Origin of the sequence: Stenotrophomonas riyadhensis (genome assembly GCF_040256885.1) — a bacterium.
GTDB lineage: Bacteria > Pseudomonadota > Gammaproteobacteria > Xanthomonadales > Xanthomonadaceae > Stenotrophomonas > Stenotrophomonas riyadhensis.
On sequence record NZ_CP155568.1, the window covers coordinates 790012 to 811508 of the forward strand.

A 21497-nucleotide genomic window follows, 5' to 3' on the forward strand; every position below is an offset into this window, starting at 1 on the left:
GACTCAGCCCGCCGACAACTGGGCCAGGGCGTCGACCTGGTGCTCGTGGCTGAGCCGCTGCAGCAGCGGGTCGAGGTCGCCGGCCAGCACGTTGGGCAGGTCGTACAGGGTCAGGCCTTCCACGCGGTGGTCGGTGATCCGGCCCTGCGGGAAGTTGTAGGTGCGGATGCGCTGGCTGCGGTCGCCACTGCCCACCTGCAGGCGCCGCGATTCGGCCTGCGCCGCGTCCTGGCGCTGGCGCTCGGCATCGAGCAGCTGCGCTTTCAGGCGCTTCATCGCCTTGTCGCGGTTGGCGTGCTGGCTGCGCTCGGTCTGGCACTCCACCACCACGCCGGTCGGCACATGGGTGATGCGGATCGCCGATTCGGTCTTGTTGACGTGCTGGCCACCGGCGCCGGATGAGCGGAACGTATCCACCTTCAGGTCGGCCGGGTTGATGACGATGTCATCGACCTCATCGGCCTCGGGAATGATCGCCACGGTGGCTGCCGAGGTATGGATGCGGCCCTGCGATTCGGTGGCCGGCACGCGCTGCACGCGATGCGTACCCGATTCGAACTTCAGGCGCGAGAACGCGCCACGCCCGACCACGCGCGCCACCACTTCCTTGTAGCCGCCATGCTCGCCCGGGCTGTCCGATTCGATCTCGACCTTCCAGCCCTGGCGCTCGGCGTAGCGGGCGTACATGCGGAACAGGTCGCCGGCAAAGATCGCGGCCTCGTCGCCGCCGGTACCCGCGCGCACTTCCAGGAACAGGTTGCCTTCGTCACGCGGGTCGCGTGGCACCAGCAGCAGCGCCAGCTCCTGCTCCAGTTCCTGCAGGCGCGCCTGTGCAGCAGCGATTTCCTCATCGGCCAGCTCGCGCAGGTCGGGGTCGGCGCGCATGCCTTCGGCGGCGGCCAGATCGGCCTTGGCACGGGCTTCATCGGCCAGGGCGATGGCGATCGGTTCAAGTTGGGCGAATTCGCGCGAAAGGTCGCGGAAACGGGTGTTGTCGGCGACCACATCGGGTTCGGCGAGCAGGCGTTCCAGTTCTTCGCGGCGCTCGGCCAGCGCTTCCAGCTTACGGCGCAGGGTCGGCGTCATCGGGTCTCACGGGTGGGTGGCGGTAACCCGGCGTGGCCGGGAACAGGCGCTCGGCGGCGCGGGTCAGGTCAGCATCGCCACTCAGCGCGGCCGCGCGCAGCGCAGCAGTGGGCGGGTGCAGGAGTCGATTGGTCAGGCCGTGGGCCAGCAGTTCCAGCACTTCGTCGGCCGGCTTGCCGTTGGCCAGCTGCTGTCGCGCGCGCTCCAGCAGTTCGGTGCGGGTGGCTTCGCCGAACGCGCGCAGCTGTCGCAGCGGCGCCTGGTGGGCACTGGCCTGCTGGGTCTCGACGAAGCGCGACACCTGAAGGTCGATGATCGCTTCGGCCTCGGCGGCCGCTTCGCGGCGACCACGGCGGTTGTCTTCCACCGCGCGCTCGAGATCGTCCACGGTGTAGAGGAAGGCGTCGTTGAGCGTGCCGACCTCGGCCTCGATGTCGCGTGGCACGGCCAGGTCGAACAGCAGCATCGGCTTGTGCCGGCGCGCGCGCAGGGCCTTGGCCACCATCTCGCGGTGGATCACCGGTTCGCGCGCGGCGGTGGCCGAGAACACTACGTCGGCCTCGCCCAGGTGGCGGTCCAGTTCGGTCAGCGGCAGCGCCACGCCGCCGTGGCGGCTGGCCAGCTCCTGGGCGTGGGCGAGGGTGCGGTTGGCGATCAGCAGCCGGCGCACCTTGCCTTCACTCAGGTGACGTGCAGCCAGCTCGATGGTCTCGCCGGCACCGACCAGCAGCACGGTGGAATCGTCCAGGCGCGCGAACGCGTTCTGCGCCAGGCGCACCGCAGCCGAGGCTACCGACACCGGGTTGGCGCCGACCTGGGTATCGGTGCGTGCACGCTTGGCCACCGAGAAGGTCTGCTGGAACAACCGGTCCAGGCGCTGGCCGAGCAGGCCATGGTCACGCGCGGTCGACCAGGCATCCTTCACCTGGCCGAGGATCTGCGGTTCACCCAGCACCATCGAGTCCAGCCCGGTGGCGACCCGGAACAGGTGGCGCACGGCCTCGGCATCGGCATGCTGGTACAGGTAGCCCTGCAGGTCGCCGGCCTGGCTGCGCAGCCATTGGTCCAGCGCCTGCGCCGATTCGGCCACGGCGTACAGTTCGGTGCGGTTGCAGGTGGACAGCAGCACCGCCTCGGCGATCTGCGGGGTATCGCGCAGCGAACCGAGCGCGCGCGGCAACGCCTCACCGGCGAAGGCCGCGCGTTCGCGCAGCTCCACCGGTGCGGTCTGGTGATTCAGTCCGAGCACCCACAGGGTCATTGTTCAGTTGCTTGCGATAAGCTGCTGGCCATTGGACGACATTTTAAGGCCCCGATGCCGACGATGCCCGCATTGATTCGCATCCCCAGTGTTCTGCTGCTGTCCCTGGCCTGCAGCCAGGCCCTGGCAGCGGTGCCGGCCAAGGCCCCCGTGCGGGCCGCGGCCACTGAGGAACTGGCGCTGGAACCGGTGATGGCCGGTGAATTCGCCCTGCAGGCCGGCAAGCTGGCCGAGGCTGCGCGCTGGTACCTGCAGGCGGCCCAGCAGACCGACGGCGACGCCGGCCTGGCCGAGCGCGCGACCCGCATTTCCATGCTGGCCAACGATGACGCCAGCGCGGCCAAGGGCCTGGCCCTGTGGCAGCAGCGCGCCCCACGCTCGCTGACCATGCGCAGTGCGGCCGGTGCGCTGGCCATGCGCCAGGGCGATGTGAAGGCGGCCCGCACCGAACTGCAGGCCCTGCTGGCCGACCCCGACGAGCGTGGCTGGAAGTTCGCGCTTGCCGCGCTGATCGGCGGTGGCCGTGATCCGGCGGTGCCGGCGCAGGTGCTGGGCGAGCTGGTCGACGCCAACGCCATTCCGCCGAAGATCGAGGCCTGGCAGGAGTTCGGTCGCCTGGCCCTGCGCATGGACAAGCCTGAGCTGGCGCGGCGCATGATCGATGAAGTGGTCAAACGCTTCCCCGAAGAACCGCGCGTGGCGCTGCTGCGTGCCAGCCAGCTGCAGCAGGCGGGCGAGACCGACAAGGCATTGTCGCTGCTGCACGACGTGGAGCCGAAGACCCGCCAGGATCCGGAACTGCGCAATGCCGTGGCCATCGCCTATGACAGCCTCGGCCAGCCCGCCGCCGCCGAGCGCGTGCTGGCGTTCGGCCCGCAGGACGTGCAGACCTGGGGCATGCGCGCCTCGCTGCTCGCCAAGCAGGGCGACAAGGCCGCGCTGTCCAACCTCTACAACGAACTGTCGCGGCAGGCGGCCAAGCCGGATCCGGCGCAGCGCCTGCTGCTGGGCAAGATCGCCGAGTACCTGAAGCGTTATCCCGAGGCGGTGCAGTGGTATCACAGCGTGCCCGGTGGCGATGAACTGAGCGAGGCGCGCCTGCGCGCGGCCAATGCCCAGGCCCTGGCCGGGCGCCTGCCGCTGGCGCTGGATGAAGTGCACGCGATCCAGTCCGATGCGGTGGTCGACGACGATGTGCGCCGCGACGCCTACCTGCTGGAAGCCGAACTGCGCCAGCGCGCCGACGACAGTGCCGGTGAACTGGATGCGCTGGCCCGCGGGCTGGCCGCTTACCCGGATGACAACGGCCTGCTGTACGCCCGTGCGCTCACCTGGGAGCGCCGCGACGACATCCCGCGCGCCGAGGCCGATCTGCGCAAGATCCTGGTGACCGATCCGGAGAACGTGCCGGCTTTGAACGCGCTGGGTTACACCCTGGCCGATCGCACCGGCCGCCTGCAGGAAGCACTGGAGCTGATCGACCGCGCCCGCGTGGCCGAGCCGGACAACGCCGCCATCGTCGACAGCTATGGCTGGGTGCTGTATCGCCTGGGCCGCAAGGAAGAGGCGCTGGTGCAGCTGCGTCGTGCCTGGACCCTGGCCAAGGACCCGGAGATCGCCGCCCATGTCGGCGAAGTGCTGTGGGTGCTGGGCAAGCACGATGAGGCCCGCCATTTCTTCGAAGAGGCGGCCAAGCTCGACCCCGAAAACCGCGCGCTGCTGCGCGCCCGTGAGAAATTCAATCCATGAGTGTTTCCCTGATCCGGCCGCTGCTGTTGGCGGCCGCGACCCTGGCGGTCACCGCCTGCACCAGCGTCGGCACGCAGAAGACCCCGGCGCCGGCCGTGGTCGAGATCGTGTCCGCCGAAGCCGCGCAGGCCGAGGCCGCGCGGGTGGCCGCGCTGCAGGCACAGCCGGACTGGGCTTTCCAGGGCCGGGTCGCGGTCAGCAAGGGCAAGGATGGCGGCAGTGGCCGCATCGACTGGAAGCAGGACGGCCGCCGCTACGTGGTCGAATTGAGCGCGCCGGTGACCCGGCAGAGCTGGAAGCTGACCGGCGATACCCATTCCGAAGCTGGCCGCCTGGAAGGGCTGGCCGGCGGTCCGCGTGACGGCGAGGATGCCCAGCAGCTGCTGTTGGAGGCGACCGGCTGGGACATCCCGGTCAACCAGCTGCCGGAGTGGATCCGTGGCCTGGTGGCCGGCGACGCCGCCGGTCCGGAGAAGGTCGAGCGCGACGGTGAAGGCCGGCCGCGCCGCATGCAGCAGATGGGATGGCAGGTGCAGTACCTGGACTGGTACCCGGCTGAGGCCGGGCGCCCGGCCGTGCCGCGCCGGATCGAGGCCAGCAATGGCGACGCCAAGGTGCGCCTGCTGGTGGACCAGTGGGGGCAGGGCACGCCATGAGTGCCGGGTTCGACGACGCGGGTTGGTCCTGGTGGCCGGCCCCGGCCAAGCTGAACCTGTTCCTGCACATCACCGGCCGCCGCGCCGACGGTTACCACGAGCTGCAGACCGTGTTCCGCCTGCTGGACTGGGGGGACCGCATCGGCCTGCGCCTGCGTGAAGACGGCCAGGTGCGCCGTGAGGGCGAGGGGCTGGCTGGCGTGGCCGAGGCAGATGACCTGGCGGTCCGCGCTGCGCGATTGCTCAAAGAAGTGGCGAATGTCGCGCAAGGTGCGGACATCATCGTTGAAAAGCATGTATCTGCCGGTGGTGGCTTCGGCGGCGGTTCGTCCGATGCAGCCACCGTGCTGGTGGTGCTGAACCGACTCTGGCAGGCGGGCCTGGACGAAGACGCGCTGGCCGCGCTGGGCCTGCGCCTGGGCGCTGACGTGCCGGTGTTCGTGCGTGGCCGCAATGCCTGGGCCGAAGGGGTGGGCGAGCGACTGCGGCCGATCACGCTGGCCCCGGCCTGGTATGTGGTGGTTGAACCGGGCGTTCATGTTCCCACGCCGGTCCTGTTTGCAGACCCGGATTTGACGCGCGACAGCCCAGTGGCGAAAATAGAGGACTTCGCTTCCGGGACCCTGGTCGGGAACGCGTTCGAACCGGTGCTGCGCCGCCGTGAGCCTGCCGTCGAGGCCGCGCTTGCTGCGTTGAGCGACATCGGCACGGCGCGGCTGACCGGTTCGGGAAGTGGTTGTTTCGTCGAGTTCGCATCGCAGGCTGCTGCAGAGCAGGGACGGTCGAAGTTGCCGAAGGAGTTGCGGGCAAGGGTGGCAGCGGGCGTTGCGCGTTCGCCACTGCTGGATGCACTCGAGCAACACTGATTTATCAATGCAGGGGCGTCGCCAAGAGGCCCAAGGCACCAGGTTTTGATCCTGGCATTCGTAGGTTCGAATCCTACCGCCCCTGCCAATAGCGGCTGTGTCCGCGCCTTCCAGCGCATCACCTGCGCGGGACGTGGAAACAACCGCGGTGTTGTCAGCAGCAAGGGTCCATCGGGTCCTTGCCGACTCCGGATCCCCGCCACTCGTCCCCGCCCGAGACAATCATGATGCAAGAGTCCCCGAACCTGCTGGTCTTTTCCGGCAACGCCAACAAACGTCTGGCGCAGAACATCTGCAAGGAACTGGGGGTTCGCCCGGGCAAGGCGCTGGTCTCGCACTTCTCCGATGGTGAAGTGCAGGTGGAAATCGAAGAGAACGTCCGCAAGCAGGACGTATTCGTGATCCAGCCGACCTGCGCGCCGAGCGCGGAAAACCTGATGGAACTGCTGGTGCTGATCGACGCGCTCAAGCGCGCATCGGTGGCCAGCGTGACCGCCGTGGTGCCGTACTTCGGCTACTCGCGCCAGGATCGCCGCATGCGTTCCTCGCGCGTGCCGATCACCGCCAAGCTGGCGGCGAAGATGTTCAGCACCGCTGGCGCTGATCGCGTGCTGACCGTCGACCTGCACGCCGACCAGATCCAGGGCTTCTTCGATATTCCGGTGGACAACGTGTATGCGTCCCCGCTGCTGCTGGCCGACATCTGGCGCGCCTACGGCACCGAGAACCTGATCGTCGTCTCGCCGGACGTGGGCGGCGTGGTCCGCGCCCGTGCGGTCGCCAAGCGCCTGGATGACGCCGATCTGGCGATCATCGACAAGCGCCGCCCGCGCGCCAACGTCTCCACCGTGATGAACATCATCGGTGACGTCGAAGGCAAGACCTGCGTGATGGTCGACGACATCGTCGATACCGCCGGCACCCTGTGCGCCGCTGCCGCTGCCCTGAAGGCGCGCGGTGCGCTCAAGGTCGCCGCCTACTGCACCCACGCGGTGCTGTCGGGCCCGGCGGTGGACAACATCACCAATTCCCAGCTCGACGAGCTGGTGGTGACCGATACCATCCCGCTGAAGGACGCAGCGCGGGTGTGCAGCAAGATCCGCCAGCTGAGCGTGGCGGAAATGCTGGCCGAAACGATGCGCCGCATCGCCTTCGGCGAGTCGGTCAGCTCGCTGTACGTCGACTGAGTTTTTCGTCCCTGCCGGCAACGGCGGGGACATACCCCGGGTGCTTCTGGTCGCGGAAGCATCTTCAACCGCCACGCCGCAAGGCGCGGCAACAACCTGAGTAGTCGAAAATGTCGAAGACCCATGAAATCAAGGTCACCAAGCGTGAACTGCAGCGTAAGGGTGCGAGCCGCCGCCTGCGTCACGCTGGTGTGATCCCGGCCATCGTGTACGGCGGCAACGCCGAGCCGGTCGCCATCAGCCTGGACCACAACGAAATCTGGCTGGCCCAGCAGAACGAGTGGTTCTATGCCTCGATCCTGGACCTGAACCTGGACGGCCAGGTGCAGAAGGTCCTGCTGCGTGACATGCAGCGCCACCCGTACAAGCAGCTGATCATGCACCTGGACTTCCAGCGCGTGAACGAGAACGAAGCCCTGACCGCTTCGGTCCCCCTGCACTTCATCAACGAAGACACCTCGCCGGCTGGCAAGGCTGCCGACGTCGTGGTCACCCACGAACTGAAGGAAGTGACCATCACCTGCCTGCCGAAGGACCTGCCGGAGTCGATCGAAGTCGACCTGGGCGAGCTGAAGGCCGGTGACGTGGTGTACCTGTCCAACATCAAGCTGCCGAAGGGCGTGGAAATCCCGGCCCTGGCGCTGGGCAAGGACCACGACGACGCCATCGTCACCGCCAAGGCCGGCAAGGCCGACGCGGCTGACGAAGAAGCGGCTGCCGCCGAGTAATACCGCTACGGTGCCTGCCTCCGGGCAGGCACCGTATTGGAAGGAACCATGGCAGGACTGCGACTGATCGTCGGTCTGGGCAACCCCGGATCGGAACACGTCCGGACCCGGCACAATGCCGGGTTTCATTTCGTTGAGGCCCTGGCGGAAAAAGCCGGTGCGCGATGGAATGTGGACAGCAAGCTGTTCGGTGAGACCGCCAAGGTCGAGATCGCCGGGCAGACGGTGTGGCTGCTCAAGCCCGCCACCTTCATGAACCTCAGCGGCAAGTCGGTCACCGCCGCACAGCGGTTCTGGAAGATCGAGCCGGAAGAAACCCTGCTGGCCCACGACGAACTGGACCTGGCGCCCGGCGTGGCGCGGCTGAAGTTCGACGGTGGCCACGGTGGCCAGAACGGCCTGCGCGACACCATCCGCCTGCTCGGCCACGGCAAGTTCCATCGCCTGCGCGTGGGCATCGGCCATCCTGGCCACAAGGACCGCGTGGTGGGTTGGGTGCTGGGACGCCCTTCCAAGGACGATGAAGTACTGATTTCTCGCGCCATCGACGATGCCATTGATGTGATGCCGCTGGCAGTGCAGGGCGATTTCAGCGAAGCGATGAAGCGGCTGCACACCCCGAAATAAGCGGTAGGTACCGACCGCTGGTCGGCAACGGGCATCAACCGGCCCGGTAGTTGCCAACCTTGGTTGGCAGATGTTGAACGCCGAGATGGATTGGCCAAGCAGCGCGCGCGCTGTTTCACCAATCACTTTCACCCCAGAGAGCTGTCACCCATGGGTATCAAATGCGGCATCGTCGGCCTGCCCAACGTCGGCAAGTCGACCCTGTTCAATGCGCTGACCAAGGCGGGTATCGCCGCGGCGAACTTCCCGTTCTGCACCATCGAACCGAACGTCGGCATCGTGCCGGTGCCGGATCCGCGCCTGAACGAGCTGGCAGCGATCATCAACCCGCAGAAGGTCATCCCGACCGCGGTCGAATTCGTCGACATTGCCGGCCTGGTTGCCGGTGCCGCCAGCGGTGAAGGCCTGGGCAACAAGTTCCTGGCGCACATCCGTGAAGTCGATGCGATCACCCACGTGGTGCGCTGCTTCGAGAACGCCGACGTCATCCACGTCAACAACAAGGTCGACCCGATCTCGGACATCGAAACCATCGATACCGAGCTGGCGCTGGCCGACCTGGACAGCGTCGAGAAGGCGCTGAACCGCGCCGAGCGTGCGGCCAAGGGCGGTGACAAGGACGCCGCGGCGCGCAAGCCGGTGCTGGCCAAGCTGCAGGCGGCGCTGTCCGACGGCAAGTCCGGCCGTTCGGTGGGCCTGGACGAGGAAGAGAAGGCGCTGGTGCGCGATCTGTTCCTGCTGACCCTGAAGCCGGTGATGTACATCGCCAACGTGCTGGAAGACGGTTTCGACAACAACCCGCACCTGGAAGCCGTGCGTGCGCATGCTGCCGCCGAAGGCGCGCAGGTGGTGCCGGTGTCGGCCGCGATCGAAGAAGAGCTGTCCCAGCTCGATGACGAAGACCGCGATACCTTCCTGGCCGATCTGGGCCTGAGCGAGCCGGGCCTGAACCGCGTGATCAACGCGGCCTACAGCCTGCTCGGCCTGCAGACCTACTTCACCGCCGGCGTGAAGGAAGTCCGTGCGTGGACCGTGCGCAAGGGCGCCACCGCCCCGCAGGCCGCCGCGGTCATCCACACCGACTTCGAGAAGGGCTTCATCCGCGCTGAAACCATCGCGTATGACGACTTCATCAAGTACAAGGGCGAAGCCGGCGCCAAGGAAGCCGGTCGCCTGCGCCTGGAAGGCAAGGAATACCGGGTGCAGGAAGGCGACATCCTGCACTTCCGCTTCAACGTCTGATCCAGCAGCAGCGGATCGACCCCGGACGCCCCGCCTTGTGCGGGGCGTTCGCGTTTCTGGTGATGGACAAAAAAGCACCAGGCTGCGAAACGCTTGCGGTGCGACGTTTGCCGGCACTTGTCCACAGCAAACTCCCATCACTTTCCACGCCGGATGTGGAAAACCGTGGGGTCGGATCCCTTTCCACGGGAAAGGGCTCCGACCCCGATCAGTGCAGTCGGACCGTGGACAGAATTTCACCACGCTTCGAAACGCCTGCGTGGCAACACTCCCACCCACTTGTCCACATCAAATCCCAACCACTCTCCACGACGGGTGTGGAAAACCTCTAACGGGCATGGACAAAAAACAGCCACGCCCTGAAACGCTTGCCACGTGCGGTTCGCAGGCACTTGTCCACATCAAACCCCCATCGCTTTCCACGCCGCGTGTGGAAAAAAGAACCCGGCACTCCCTTGCCGGGTTCTTCCCGCATCACCAGTTGTACGAAAGACCCAGCTGGGCACCGACATCGCGGAAGCCCATGCCACCGCTCTGCCGGCTCAGTTCACCCCAGCCGCGCCAGCCGCCGGACAGATCCACCTGCACGCCGGCCTTGGCTTCGTAGATGTCGCGCGGCAGCTGCCGCTGCAGCCGCTCGCCGTCCATTGCCAGGCCTGCGCCATTGCCACCGGACCACCAGTTCACCGCTACGTACGGGTGCACCTGGCCCTGCGCCGGGCTCAGCCCACGGCTGTAAAGGCGCAGGCCGAGGCGGGTACTGGTCTCGCCACCACCACGGTCCTCGACCACCGTGCCGTTGGCTTCGACCACGCGGTCGCTGTCATAGCGGCTGTGCACCACCTGCAGCTGGGGTTCCAGATAGACGCCGCGCTGCGCGCTGCGCTGAAGTGGCAGCACATAGCCAGCCTCGGCCGACGCACTCCAGCTGCGGGCGTCATAGCGCTCCTTCTGCAGGCCTTCGCCCTGCACGCTGTTGCGGAAGCGGCCGTATTGCAGCCAGCCATCCACATAGGCGCCGCCCTCCATGCGCGCATCCTGCAGCCAGGTGGCATAGGCACCCACGCTGGTGCCGGTGACCACGCCACGCGCGGTGTAGCCGGTCACCTGCGAGCGGCTGTCATTGCGCGCGCGGCCATGGCCGAGCATCGCACCTGCCTGCAGTTCGCCCGTGCCCCCCACCTCGAAGCGGCGTCCGCCGCCGACCAGCACGCTGCTGGTCTGGCCATCGACCTGGACCTGGCGGTTGCGGTCGTGGCTGTCGGGCTGCGCACTGCGAAGGTGCATCCAGGCCACGCCGTCACTGCTGGCACCGGCCTGGGTGGCGGGATCACCGGCGCGGTCGTGCAGGCTGTGCCGGAACATGCCCAGCGCGGAACTGCGGTTGGCCAGGTAGGCCGCCGGTTCCGGGCGTTCCACCTGCGGGCGCGGCGGATCGATTGGCGGCTCCGGCGGCAACGGCGGATCGATCGGCGGTTCCGGCGGAGCCGGTGGGTCGACCGGAGGCTCTGGCGGCTGTGGCGGGTCGACCGGGGGTTCCGGCGGATCGACCGGCGGCACGTATTCCGAGCGCAGGTACCAGTTGCCATCGTCCGGGGTCGACACGCCGCCCTTGAACAGGAAGTAGTCGTAGGCGCCGGCGACCGCGCGGCCCTGCAGGCTGAACTGTGCATCCGACTGGCCAGCCACGGTGATCAGGCGGATGCCCTCCTGGGTCAGCGCACCGGCGCCGCCGGCATTGCGCACGCTCACGCTGGCGGTGCCGCTGCTGTTGCCGTTGATCACCAGCTGGTCGCCCGCCGATGTGTCGTCGCCCAGCGCGCGGTTGAAGATCCACTGGCCCCCGTTGCCCACGTAGTCGCCGCTGACAGTGACGGTCTTGAAGCCGCCCGCCGCCGGCGCATCGAAGGCGATGGTGCCGGCGTGTTCGAGCGCGCCGACGCTGGAACTGTCACGCACGTTCCACTGGCTGCTGCCATCCAGCGCCAGCTGTGCGACCTGGTAGCCGGAATCGTCGCGCAGCGCACCGCTGAACTGCGTACCGTTGCGCAGCACCATGTGTACGTCAGCCGTTGCGCTGTCCACCACCACGTCGCCGCGCAGCGTACTGGCGTCGGCGCTGAAGTCGATGCGGCTGGTCGCCACGCTGCTGCCATCGGTGAACACGGTGTCGCTGACCCGCAGCAAACGGCCGCTGCCGTCGCCTGCGGTCACGTCGCTGCCATTGACGGTCAATGCGTGGTTGCTGCCCTGCAGCCAGAACGCGGCGCCACTGGCGGTCTCGATGTGGCTGTCATTGAAGGTGGCACGGTTCCAGTACGGGCCGAACGCGGTCAGGTAGGAGCGGTAGGCGCCGCTGTTGCTGCCGGTCATGCGGATGTCCAGGCGATCGGCCTGGGTCAGCCGCGCCGTGTTCATGTGCACGATGCCGAACACGTTCTCGCCGTCGCTGCGGATCGCAACGTTGTCGAGCAGCGCGGTGGCGGTGGAGCCGCCGATGAACACGCCGCCGCCGCCGTTGCCGCGCACGTCGATCACGCTGCCGTTCGCTTCGATGCGGCTGGCGGTGCTGCCGGTGGAACCGGTCACGCGCACGCCGTAGGTCGCATCACCGTGCGTGGTGATCCGGCCACCCTGCACGGTGGCGACGCCACCGGCGATCTCTACGCCGTAGCCGTAGGTGTCGGTCCAGGTATCGATGGTGCTGTTGGTCAGCTGCAGGCGCGACTCGTCGCTGGCCAGCCAGAATCCGGAATAGCCATCGCGTACATCGAACGCGGCGTCGCGGGCGGTCAGCTGGCCCCAGTTGTTGATGTTCACGCCATAGCCGCCGACGGTGTAGAAGCGGCCGCCGTTGATCACCGCGCTGGAATAGGTCTTGCTTGCACTGCTGCCGAGCAGGCGCATGCTGCCACCCACCGAGTGCGCTTCCACGTTCTCCAGCAGCACGCTGCCGCCGCTGCCGATGTCGAACCAGCCGCCGTCCATGTAGGTGTCGTACAGCTCGGCGCGGCTGCCCGCGCCATCGACCGCGATGCCGGCGAGGATGCCGCCGGGGGCGAGGGTGATCCGGCTGTTGCGGATGGTCAGCAGGCCGGCACTCTCGGCGCGCAGGCGCGCGCCGCTGTCGGCACTCATCTGCAGGTTGTCCAGATGCACTTCACTGCCCTTGCCGGAGGCGCCGACCAGAGTGCCGACGCCGCCGGTCATCGCAATGCGGCCACCGGTGTAGCGGATCACGCCTCCGTTGTAGGCCTGCACGCTGGCATAGCCGCTGCCGTTGCGGATGGTATCGATGTCGACATCGCGTGCGTCGATCACGCTGCCGGCACCATTGGCATACAACGCATAGAAGCCCGTGCCGGTTGCTGGTGCGATCGACAGTGTTGCGCCGCGCAGCTGTACCTGGCCGCCATTGGCGGCGGTCACAGCGCTGCCATTGCCGGTCACATTGATCCGGCTGCCGTCGATCAGTGCGTTGCTGCCGGTACCGGTGACGGTGAGTGCGAAACTGCCCGCGCTGTGATTGAGGACATCATCTGCGCCAAGCTGCAGGCTGTCACCGTCACTGACCTGCAGCGGGCCGGTGAGCTCTGTCGCATATGCAGGCAACGCCGCCCACAATGCGGTGGCCAGCAGGCTGGGGATGAGGGGCACGCGCGTGGCGCGCGCGCACCCGGACGCACGGCGCTGCCGTGTGGGGGAGGCATTCATGCTGATGGACTTCCTGTGGCAGGGCGCAGCGAGGCTGCGTGGACTGACGCGGCGACGCCGCGTCGCTGCGGAAGCCACATGTGACGGCGCCGGGAGGCGCCATCAGGCTTCCGTCCCCCAGGGTGATGCAGCGACAACCGGCAGGCGCACCATGGCGGGATGTGTCCAGCCTAGAAATCGGCGCTGTCCGATGGAATCAGGCGTTTCCTAAAGCCATTGCAGGCCCCCGTGCAGAGCCTGCGGGGTTCAGCCGGGAGTGGGCCTCAGGCGAACAGCGAGACCTGCAGGCAGTACTCGATCAGTGCCTGGTCGCTGTCCACGCCGAGCTTGCGCATCGCGCTGATCTTCTGCGTGCTGACCGTCTTGGCACTGCGCTGCAGCTGGCGCGCGATGTCGCGCACGCTCATGCCGCCGGTGAACAGCCGGATCACTTCCAGTTCGCGTGGCGACAGGCGTGCACGTACTCCATCGGCATCAGCGGGTTCGCTGGCGGCCACCGGGAGCAGTCCCGGGGGCCGGTAGATGCGGTCGGCCAGCACGACGCGCAGGGCCTGCACCAGGCTGCCCAGTCCATGGCTCTTGAGCACCACGCCGCCCGCGCCCGCTGCATACATCGCGGCCACCAGCGAGGGGTTGGAGACCATCGTCAGCACCAGCAGGCGCGTGTCCGGGTAGCTGCGGCGCAGGAACGAGATCAGCTTGATGCCATCACCGAGCTGGTCGCTACCGGGCATGCTGTAGTCGGTGATCACCGCCTGTGGCCGGGTCTGCGTCATCAGTTCGATCAGTCTGGCCGGGTCGGCGGCTTCGCCAACGATTTCCAGATCCAGTTCGCCGGCCAGCACATCGCGGATGCCGGCAAGCACGATCGGGTGGTCGTCGGCGATGAGGATCCGTGTGGTCATGGCAGGGTCGAGTCGTCAGGGAGGGAAGGGGGCGGGGCATCGGGCAGAAGATCCAACAGCCGCAGCAGCCTGCGCTGGAAACCGTTCAACGGTCCGGCCAGCTCGGCCAGCCCGTCGCCGCGTGCGATGCATTGCTCGATCTGCAGGCCACTGTCCACCAGCGCAGGCGCGCCAACGATGACCAGTGCGCCGCGGATGCGGTGCAGCACCTGTGCTACGTCTCCGGCGTCGGCTGCCGCGATGGTCTCACGCAGGCGGTCCAGATCGGCATGCATGGTCTGTACGAACAGTGCCCGCATCTTCGCGGGTACCTGCAGCGGAGGGTCGTGGTCGGTCGCTGTACTGGGTGCCGGGGCGTCCGCAGGTGGCGACGCTGCTGCGTCCCCGCTGCTGATCCGGCTCAGCAGGCGTTGCAGTGCTTCAAGCGTGATCGGCTTGACCAGCACACCCTGCATGCCGGCCTCCCTGCAGCGCTGTCGTTCGGCGGGATCGGCATTGGCAGTGGCGCCGTGGATCGGCACATCGGCCCCGCGCGCCCGAAGTGCGCGGGACAGCCCGTAGCCATCCAGCCCGGGCATGTTCAGATCGGTCAGCACCAGCCCGAACACACCCTGCTGCCAGTAGCCCAATGCTTCATTGCCATTGCTGGCGACCACGGCACGGCAACCCAGCTGTTCCAGCTGGTCGCGCAGGATCGCCTGGTTGATCGGATTGTCCTCGGCCACCAGGACCTGCAGGCCAAAGCGGCGCGTTGCCGGCAGTCGACCTTCGGCGCTGGCCGCCAACGGCTGGCCGCTGGCAGTCGCCAGTGCGGCCACAATGGCATCGAGGCGATGCAGGCCCACTTGCCAGCTGCCGTTGATCAGCTGCGCGCGCGCGCCTCCATCACGGCAGGCGAGCACGCGCGCACCGCCATTCCATGCCGGTGGTTCACCGTCCAGTACCAGGTCGAGCAGTACCGTCGCCGGTGGCAGGTGTAGCGTGATGTCCTCCCGGTAGACGCTGGCGGTCGCACCACGTTGCTGCAGTCGTTCGCACAGGGATTGCACCAGTTCACGCGCACTACCCCGGACCTGCACCTGCAGGTTTGCGGGCAGCCTTGGCTGGGGCGACTGCAGAGGGTCTGGCAGCGCCGGTGGCAGCGGCAGTTCAATACTGAAGCTGCTGCCCAGGCCACTCTCGCTCACCACGCGTAATTGACCTTCCATCAGTGCCGCGAGGTGGGCGCAGATGGCCAGTCCCAGCCCGGTTCCACGCATCGCATCGGTGCCTGGGTTGGCTTGGAAGAACGGTTCGAACAGATGGGACTGGTGCTCGCTGGCGATACCGATGCCGGTATCGGTCACCTGCCATTGCAACCAGCAGCGTTCCTCCTCCCAGCGTGCCGAGACGCGCACGACCACGCGGCCACTGTCGGTGAACTTCAGTGCATTGCTGATCAGGTTGTTGAGTATCTGGCGGATCCGAGCTGCATCGCCGCACACCGAAGTCGGCACGTCCGCATCGATGCAGGCATAGAACTGCAATCCCTTGTTCGCGGCCGCAGCGGCGTAGGAATCCAGCGCGTCTTCGCTCAGGCGCACTGGATCGAATGGGCTGGGCTCAAGGCTCAGTTGGCCGGCCTCGGCCTTGCTCACGTCAAGAATGTCGCTGATCAGTTGCATCAGCGTCGAGGACGAGCGCTGGATCGTGGCCAGGTAATCCTGCTGCTTCGCATCCAGTGGTGTCAGGCCCAGCAGTTCAAGCGTGCCGAGCACGCCGTACAGCGGGGTGCGGATCTCGTGGCTCATCGTCGCCAGGAACTGGCTCTTGGCCCGGTTGGCCTGGTCGGCGGCGCGCCGCGCCTGCTGCAGCACCTGTTCGGCTTCGTGCTGGCTGCTGAGATCGATGAACAGGCACAGTACTGCCGGCTCGCCGCGATAGCGTGCCGGTGTTGCCTTCACCAGCAGATGGCGGCCATCCGGTGTGGCGTAGGCCAGACCATCGCCGAGCGTGGTGCCTCCTGCGGCGAGCACGCTGCGCCGCCATGGACCGTACCAGCCTCCCGCATGGTGATCTTCGCCCAGCCAGTTGCGGGCCAGGGCGTTGTCCAGCAAGACAGTCCCATCGGTGCGTCGCAGCAGGCACAGCCCGATCGGCGCGTTGTCCAGGATGGTGCGGCTGAAGGCTTCACTTTCCAGCAGGCGTGCATGGTTGCTGCGCAGTGGCTCGATGACCGAACGTCGATACGCACGCAGCACCAGCGTGCCACCCAGTGCCAGCAGCAGCGCAACCACCGTTGCCCCCAGCAATGGACCCTGTGGATGCTGCAGGACCTGCTGCCAGCTGACGTGGTAGACCGCCAGCCACCCTCGATCACTGCGCATGAGGAATTTCAGGCCGGCGATGCCGGCCTGCCAGGAGGTTCCCGCATTGCTGGCGTCGGTGGCATCGCCGAGCAGCGGTCGGCCATCGGGAGTGAACAACGACAGTTGCTGGAACACCGGCACACCCAGAACCTGCCGGTAGTCATCGACCCGCGCCGGATCGAGCAGGCAGGCCAGCGCCGCCAGTGAGCTGTCGCTGCTCTCGCCCCACAGGCGTGCATCCTGTGGGGCATGGGCGATGGCCAGCAGGCGGGTCTGTCCATCGCGCCACGGCACTGCGACCCAGGCGATACTGCCGCGCTGCAGGGCGGGCTGGCTGCGCATTGCCCGGTGGATTGCCGCGATCGCCGGGCGCAGGTGGTGCGGACTGTTCTGGCTCGCATCCGCACCGGACATCTGTACGGGTGCCAGCAGGCCGCGCGTGCCCTGTCCATCGACCAGCAGGCAGTGTGGTGGGGGATAGTGCGAAGCCGACCAGAACGTTCCGTAGAAGCGCAGGAAACGATCACCCAGCTCGGTCGGCGGTCGGGACGCCGCGCCGTCGCCCTCGTTGCCGATCAGCACGAAATTGGCGAACAAGGGTCCGCGCTGCAGTTCAACGCTGGCATCCGGCACCGGCTGGCCGCGCGCACCGACATCATGCAGCCGCCATTGGCGAAGGAACCTTTCCTGTTCGAGCAGGGTTCCATCCAGTCGGCGGAAGTGGTATTCGATCTTGCTGCGCTCTTCGTTCAACAGCTGGGTGCCGGTGGACAACAGCAATCCGGCCTGCAGGGTGGCCAGCACCACCACGCCGATCAGCAGTGCGTGGACGCGCAGGGAGCGGCGAGCGAGTCGTCGTACGGGAGCGGCCTCGGCCGGCATGGCAGGTCTCGGAGCAAGGGGCGGTCAGTGGCACTGTATGGCGCCCGGCGGGCGCCCGGTTCTGCTGCACAGACAGGATCGTCAATGCCACTTGATGGATCCGTGAAGCCGATGTGCAGCCGGCTTCAACGCAGGATGACCGGATGGACGTCGTCCATGCGCGGTGCCTCCTCGTCCAGCAGGCGAGTGAACTCATCTGACGGCAGCGCTTGCGAGATCAGGAATCCCTGCACCTGGCTGCAGCCGAGCCGGCGCAGTGCCGCCAGGTCGGCATCGCTTTCCACGCCTTCGGCCACGATGGTCAGGCCCAACTGGTTGGCCAGCGCGATGATGGTCGACAGCGTCAGATGCAGGGCCGGATCACGGGCACAACCGCTGACCAGTGCGCGATCGATCTTGACCTCGGTGAACGGCGTGTTGACCAGGTTGTGGACCGAACTCAGGCCCTGCCCGAAGTCGTCCTGTGCCAGGCCGAAGCCTTTCATGCGCAGGCGGCACGCCCCGGCATAGAAATCACTGACATGGCGTGTGGTGCTGTTCTCCATCAGCTCGAAACACAGTTCGCCAGGTGTGCCGCCCAGTGCCAGGGTCATCGCAAGCAGTTCATCGGGCAGGTCGGACTGCTCCAGCAGGTGCGGCGGCAGGTTGATGGAAACCGGTACCCGGAAGCCCTGCTTGCGCCAGCGGGCCTGCGCTTTGATGCTGGCCTTGAGCATCATCCGCAACAGTTCGCCCTCCAGCCCGTGGCGGCATATCGCTGGCAGGAAGCTGCCGGCGGCCAGCGTTCCCTGCAGCGGATGGCGCCAGCGCACCAGTGCTTCAGCCGCAACGACGCGCCCGGACTGCAGTGACTTCTTCGGCTGGAACCAGGCCGTGAGGCTGCCGTCGGCCATCGCCTGACGCAATTGCTGGACGTCGGGTTCGGCGAGTAGCGTACTGCGTGCCGGAGCGGCGTCCGCCGACGGACGTGACTGTGCCAGTGCTTCAAACAGAGCGTCGACGTCGGCGGCGGCAACCGGCTTGGACAGCAGGCCGATCACCTCCAGCCCGAGCGATTCGGCCATCAGGCGTGCCGAGGTCATCATGCGCCGGGACGCCGCGCTGACAACGGCAAGGCGTGGTGGGCGCGGTTGGGCGGCCAGCGCCTGGATGAACTGGATGCCGTCCTGTCCCGGCATCAGCAGGTCGCTCACCACCAGATCGTAGGCTTGGCAGGCGCAGAGTGCGATCGCCGCTTCCACGTCCTCGCAGGCATCGACCTGCACCCCGTCGCGGCTGCCGAACAGATTGGCGAGGTAGCCTCGCTGGAAGGGCTGGTCTTCCAGGATCAGGATGCGCTGGGTCATGCGGGATCTCCTTCAGGATCAGGATGCGCTGGGTCATGCGGGATCTCCTTGGCGCAGGACGGTGATCGCCTTGCGCAGGCGGGCGATGTCGATGGGCTTGCTCAGGTAGCCCTGCATGCCACTGGCCAGGCAGCGCTCGCGTTCTTCGGCCGTGGCATTTGCGGTGGCGCCGATCACCGGCACCCGGTTGCCGTCATCGCGCAGCTGTCGGGCCAATGCATGGCCATCCATACGCGGCATGTTGATGTCGGTCACCACCAGATCGAAGGCCTGCTCGCGGCACCGCTGCAGCGCGTCCATGCCGTCCTGGGCCAGTTCCACCTCGCAGCCGAGGGTGCGCAGCTGCTCGGCCAGGATCACCCGGTTGATTGGATTGTCTTCCACCGCCAGCACGCGCAGGTCCAACGGCATGTGCGGTGCCGCACTCCTGGTTTCCGGCAGTGCTGCCCGCTGTTGCTGGAGGCTGGCCAGAGCATTGCCGATCGCGGTCATGCCATGCAGGGTCACCACCAGGCTGCCATCGGCCGACACCATCGGCAGGTCACCGCCGTCGATGGAGGCCACGACCCGTGGGCCCGTCCATGCCAGTGGTGTGCTGGCTTCGCCGTCCATCAGGATCGCACCGTCATGGTCAAGCAGGGACGGATCACCCAGCAGGGGCTGGGCGTTGGCACCCCAGCGCTGCAGCCAGCCGCAGGCGCTGTCGACCAGTTCGCGGTCGCGGCCACGCACAAGGATCGGAGGTTCCGGCTGCAGCCGCGGACCATCGTCGGCCGCCGCCAGCACCGGCAGCGGCAGGCGAACGCTGAAGCTGCTGCCCAGCCCCGGTTCGCTGACCACCTGCAGTTCGCCGCTCATCAGGCGCACCAGCCGGTCGCTGATGGAAAGGCCGAGCCCGGTGCCCTGTGCACTGGCGGCGCCGCGGACCTGGCGGAACGGCTCGAACAGCCGCGCCTGTTCCTCGGCGGCGATACCTATGCCGGTGTCGGTGACCTGCCACGCCAGCACACTGGACTCACCTTCGCGCTGTACCTGGCGCACCCGCAGCACCACGCGGCCATGCTCGGTGAACTTGATCGCGTTGCTGAGCAGGTTGCCAAGGACCTGGCGGATGCGGTCGGCATCTCCCAGGACGCGCGTCGGCAGGCACGGGTCGGTGCAGACCAGGATCTGCAGGCCCTTGCAGGTGGCTGCTGCGGCAAAGCTGCGCAACACGCTTTCGGTCAGTTCGCGCGGCGAGAATGCGCTCGGCTCCAGGCTCAGCTGGCCCGACTCGATCTTGGAGACATCCAGCACATCGCTGATCAGCTGCAGCAGCACCGATGACGAACTCTCGATGGTACGCAGGTACTGCGACTGCCGCGCATCCAGCGTGGTATGGCCCAGCAGTTCCAGCGTGCCCAGCACGCCGTACAGTGGGGTGCGGATTTCATGGCTCATGGTGGCCAGGAACGCGCTCTTGGCCTGGTTGGCCGCATCGGCGGCCTGGCGTGCCGATGACAACGCTGCCTGCGCCTGGCGGTGCCGGGAAATGTCATGGAAGACGCACAGCAGCACGTCATCGCCCTGGTAGCGGCAAGCGGCGTGCAGCACCTGCAGCTGGCGACCATCGCGGGTGGTGAACTCCAGTCCACGTCCGCGCTCGCCAGCATGCCCGCGCCAGGGCGCCTGCCAGTCGCTGTGTTCACCTTCTTCGCCCAGCCAGTCGCGCAGCAGCTGGTTGGAGAGCAGCAACTGGCGGTCGCTGCGGCGCAGGACGCAGATGCCGACCGGCGCCATGTCGATCACCGTCGAGCTGAAATCCAGGTTCTCCAGCAGGCGACGGTGCTGCTGCAGTGCCGGCTGGATCAGCTGGCGGTCGACACGATGCCGCAGCAGGCGCAGTGCGAAGCCGGCCAGCAGCAGCAACAGCGTGCAGATCAGAAGAGGCACTGCCAGATCACCCAGCAGCAGCTGCGGCGGCAGGTGGTAGACCAGCCGCCAGCCGTCATTGCCGACACTCTTCACCAGCGCCACGCCGCGCGGCAGACCGCTGCTCCACAAGGTGCCGAAGCTGTCGTCCTGGCGTTCCCGAAGTGTCTTCCAGCCAGCGCTGTCCAGCCGGGGGGCCTGGCTCGACAGCGCAGGCTGTCCGCCACGATCGAGCAACGCATAGCCGCCGATGCCCTGGCCATCGATCATGCTTGCCGCTGCTGCACCATCGAGCAGCAGCAACAGCCACCGCGTCGGGTGGGGTCCGGCCTGCACCGGCCGGGCCAGTGCAACGCCGCTGTCCCCTGGGCGCAGCCAGTACACCGGGGCGTCGCCCTCAAGGCTGCCGCTGCGCGCCTGCAGCGCACGCAGCGAAGGCAGGTGCGCCAGGTCGACGTCGACCTCGCCGCCGGCCAGCCAATGCGCGCCCTCTGCATCGACCAGCATCAGGTACGTCTGCAGCGCCTGCAGCGTGTGTTCGGCGCGCGTCGACAGCAGCAGTCGCTGACCGGGCTGGCCGCCAGCACCATCCAGCGGCACCTGGCGCATGCCTTCGCTGTCTGCCGCAGGTGCATCCAGGTTACCGGTCAGCACCGAATCACCCAGGTACCGCAGCAGCGCTTCGCGCTGGTCGAAATAGATCTGTGCCTTGTAGGCCGCTGCATTCATCTCGCGGCGATGGGTCGAGATGTCCTCGGTGAACGCTGCGAGCAGGTAGAAGCCGGCCGCGGCGGCCAGGCAGATGAAAACACTCACGGTCAGGCAGCGCAGCAGCACCGACGCGGTGGTCGATGGCACGGCCTGCTGCAGCGAAGGGCGAGGGAAGCGGAACATGCAACGATGCTAGGGAGCGGTGCGGACGGCGCGGAATCAGCCGTTTCCTAAAATCTCCCGCGGGCCAGCCGCGCTGTCGCATGTGCGCGGGAACC

14 protein-coding genes and 1 tRNA gene are annotated in these 21497 nt (G+C 67.3%); 8 read left to right on the forward strand and 7 right to left on the reverse strand.

Annotated elements, in window-relative coordinates; genetic code table 11:
• Positions 1-3 precede the first annotated feature (3 nt).
• Together prfA and hemA are read right to left on the reverse strand one after the other, a co-directional pair.
• Complete coding sequence (prfA, locus tag SriyCCGPB3_RS03615) at positions 4-1086, reverse strand: peptide chain release factor 1 (RefSeq protein ID WP_010481754.1); 1083 nt, start codon at positions 1084-1086, stop codon at positions 4-6.
• A complete protein-coding gene (gene hemA, locus SriyCCGPB3_RS03620) occupies positions 1064-2347 on the reverse strand; it encodes a glutamyl-tRNA reductase (protein WP_110711128.1) in 1284 nt (427 codons plus the stop codon). Before hemA ends, prfA begins: the two co-directional genes overlap by 23 nt.
• 63 nt (positions 2348-2410) lie before the next feature.
• Between hemA and SriyCCGPB3_RS03625 the strand changes: the two genes are divergently transcribed.
• The 8 genes from SriyCCGPB3_RS03625 (at position 2411) to ychF (ending at position 9402) form a co-directional block, all read left to right on the forward strand.
• Positions 2411-4096, forward strand: coding sequence for a tetratricopeptide repeat protein (locus SriyCCGPB3_RS03625; protein ID WP_180847556.1), 1686 nt, complete (start codon positions 2411-2413; stop codon positions 4094-4096).
• Entirely contained in the window at positions 4093-4752 is a 660-nt protein-coding gene (gene lolB, locus SriyCCGPB3_RS03630) for a lipoprotein insertase outer membrane protein LolB (protein ID WP_153856346.1), read from the forward strand. The genes SriyCCGPB3_RS03625 and lolB overlap by 4 nt, the downstream gene beginning before the upstream one ends.
• Positions 4749-5618 (forward strand): 4-(cytidine 5'-diphospho)-2-C-methyl-D-erythritol kinase, encoded by an 870-nt coding sequence (ispE, locus tag SriyCCGPB3_RS03635; protein ID WP_153856347.1) that lies wholly within the window; start codon positions 4749-4751, stop codon positions 5616-5618. Before lolB ends, ispE begins: the two co-directional genes overlap by 4 nt.
• Before the next feature lie 11 nt (positions 5619-5629).
• Positions 5630-5706: transfer RNA gene (locus SriyCCGPB3_RS03640), tRNA-Gln, on the forward strand.
• Positions 5707-5845: 139 nt separating this feature from the next.
• A complete protein-coding gene (locus tag SriyCCGPB3_RS03645) occupies positions 5846-6805 on the forward strand; it encodes a ribose-phosphate diphosphokinase (protein WP_005415400.1) in 960 nt (319 codons plus the stop codon).
• A gap of 110 nt (positions 6806-6915) precedes the next feature.
• The gene (locus SriyCCGPB3_RS03650; protein ID WP_014036085.1) at positions 6916-7533 is read left to right on the forward strand and encodes a 50S ribosomal protein L25/general stress protein Ctc; all 618 of its coding nucleotides are present in this window, start codon (positions 6916-6918) and stop codon (positions 7531-7533) included.
• 48 nt (positions 7534-7581) lie between these two features.
• The gene (gene pth, locus SriyCCGPB3_RS03655) at positions 7582-8160 is read left to right on the forward strand and encodes an aminoacyl-tRNA hydrolase (protein ID WP_153856348.1); all 579 of its coding nucleotides are present in this window, start codon (positions 7582-7584) and stop codon (positions 8158-8160) included.
• 150 nt (positions 8161-8310) lie between these two features.
• The gene (gene ychF, locus SriyCCGPB3_RS03660) at positions 8311-9402 is read left to right on the forward strand and encodes a redox-regulated ATPase YchF (RefSeq protein ID WP_049462700.1); all 1092 of its coding nucleotides are present in this window, start codon (positions 8311-8313) and stop codon (positions 9400-9402) included.
• A 474-nt stretch (positions 9403-9876) separates the two neighbouring features.
• Here ychF and SriyCCGPB3_RS03665 read toward each other — a convergent pair whose 3' ends face one another.
• From SriyCCGPB3_RS03665 to SriyCCGPB3_RS03685, 5 genes are all read right to left on the reverse strand, one after another.
• Positions 9877-13116 carry an autotransporter outer membrane beta-barrel domain-containing protein gene (locus SriyCCGPB3_RS03665; RefSeq protein ID WP_153856349.1) on the reverse strand — a complete coding sequence of 1080 codons (3240 nt, stop codon included), beginning with the start codon at positions 13114-13116 and terminating at the stop codon, positions 9877-9879.
• 263 nt (positions 13117-13379) lie between these two features.
• Entirely contained in the window at positions 13380-14021 is a 642-nt protein-coding gene (locus SriyCCGPB3_RS03670) for a response regulator (RefSeq protein ID WP_110711138.1), read from the reverse strand.
• Positions 14018-17251, reverse strand: a complete 3234-nt coding sequence (locus SriyCCGPB3_RS03675; RefSeq protein ID WP_153856350.1) for a hybrid sensor histidine kinase/response regulator — start codon at positions 17249-17251, stop codon at positions 14018-14020. The genes SriyCCGPB3_RS03670 and SriyCCGPB3_RS03675 overlap by 4 nt, the downstream gene beginning before the upstream one ends.
• Positions 17252-17376: 125 nt before the next feature.
• On the reverse strand, positions 17377-18597 hold the full coding sequence (locus tag SriyCCGPB3_RS03680) for an EAL domain-containing response regulator (RefSeq protein WP_153856351.1): 1221 nt from the start codon (positions 18595-18597) through the stop codon (positions 17377-17379).
• Positions 18598-18630: 33 nt separating this feature from the next.
• Entirely contained in the window at positions 18631-21402 is a 2772-nt protein-coding gene (locus tag SriyCCGPB3_RS03685) for a response regulator (RefSeq protein ID WP_153856352.1), read from the reverse strand.
• Positions 21403-21497: the final 95 nt, after the last annotated feature.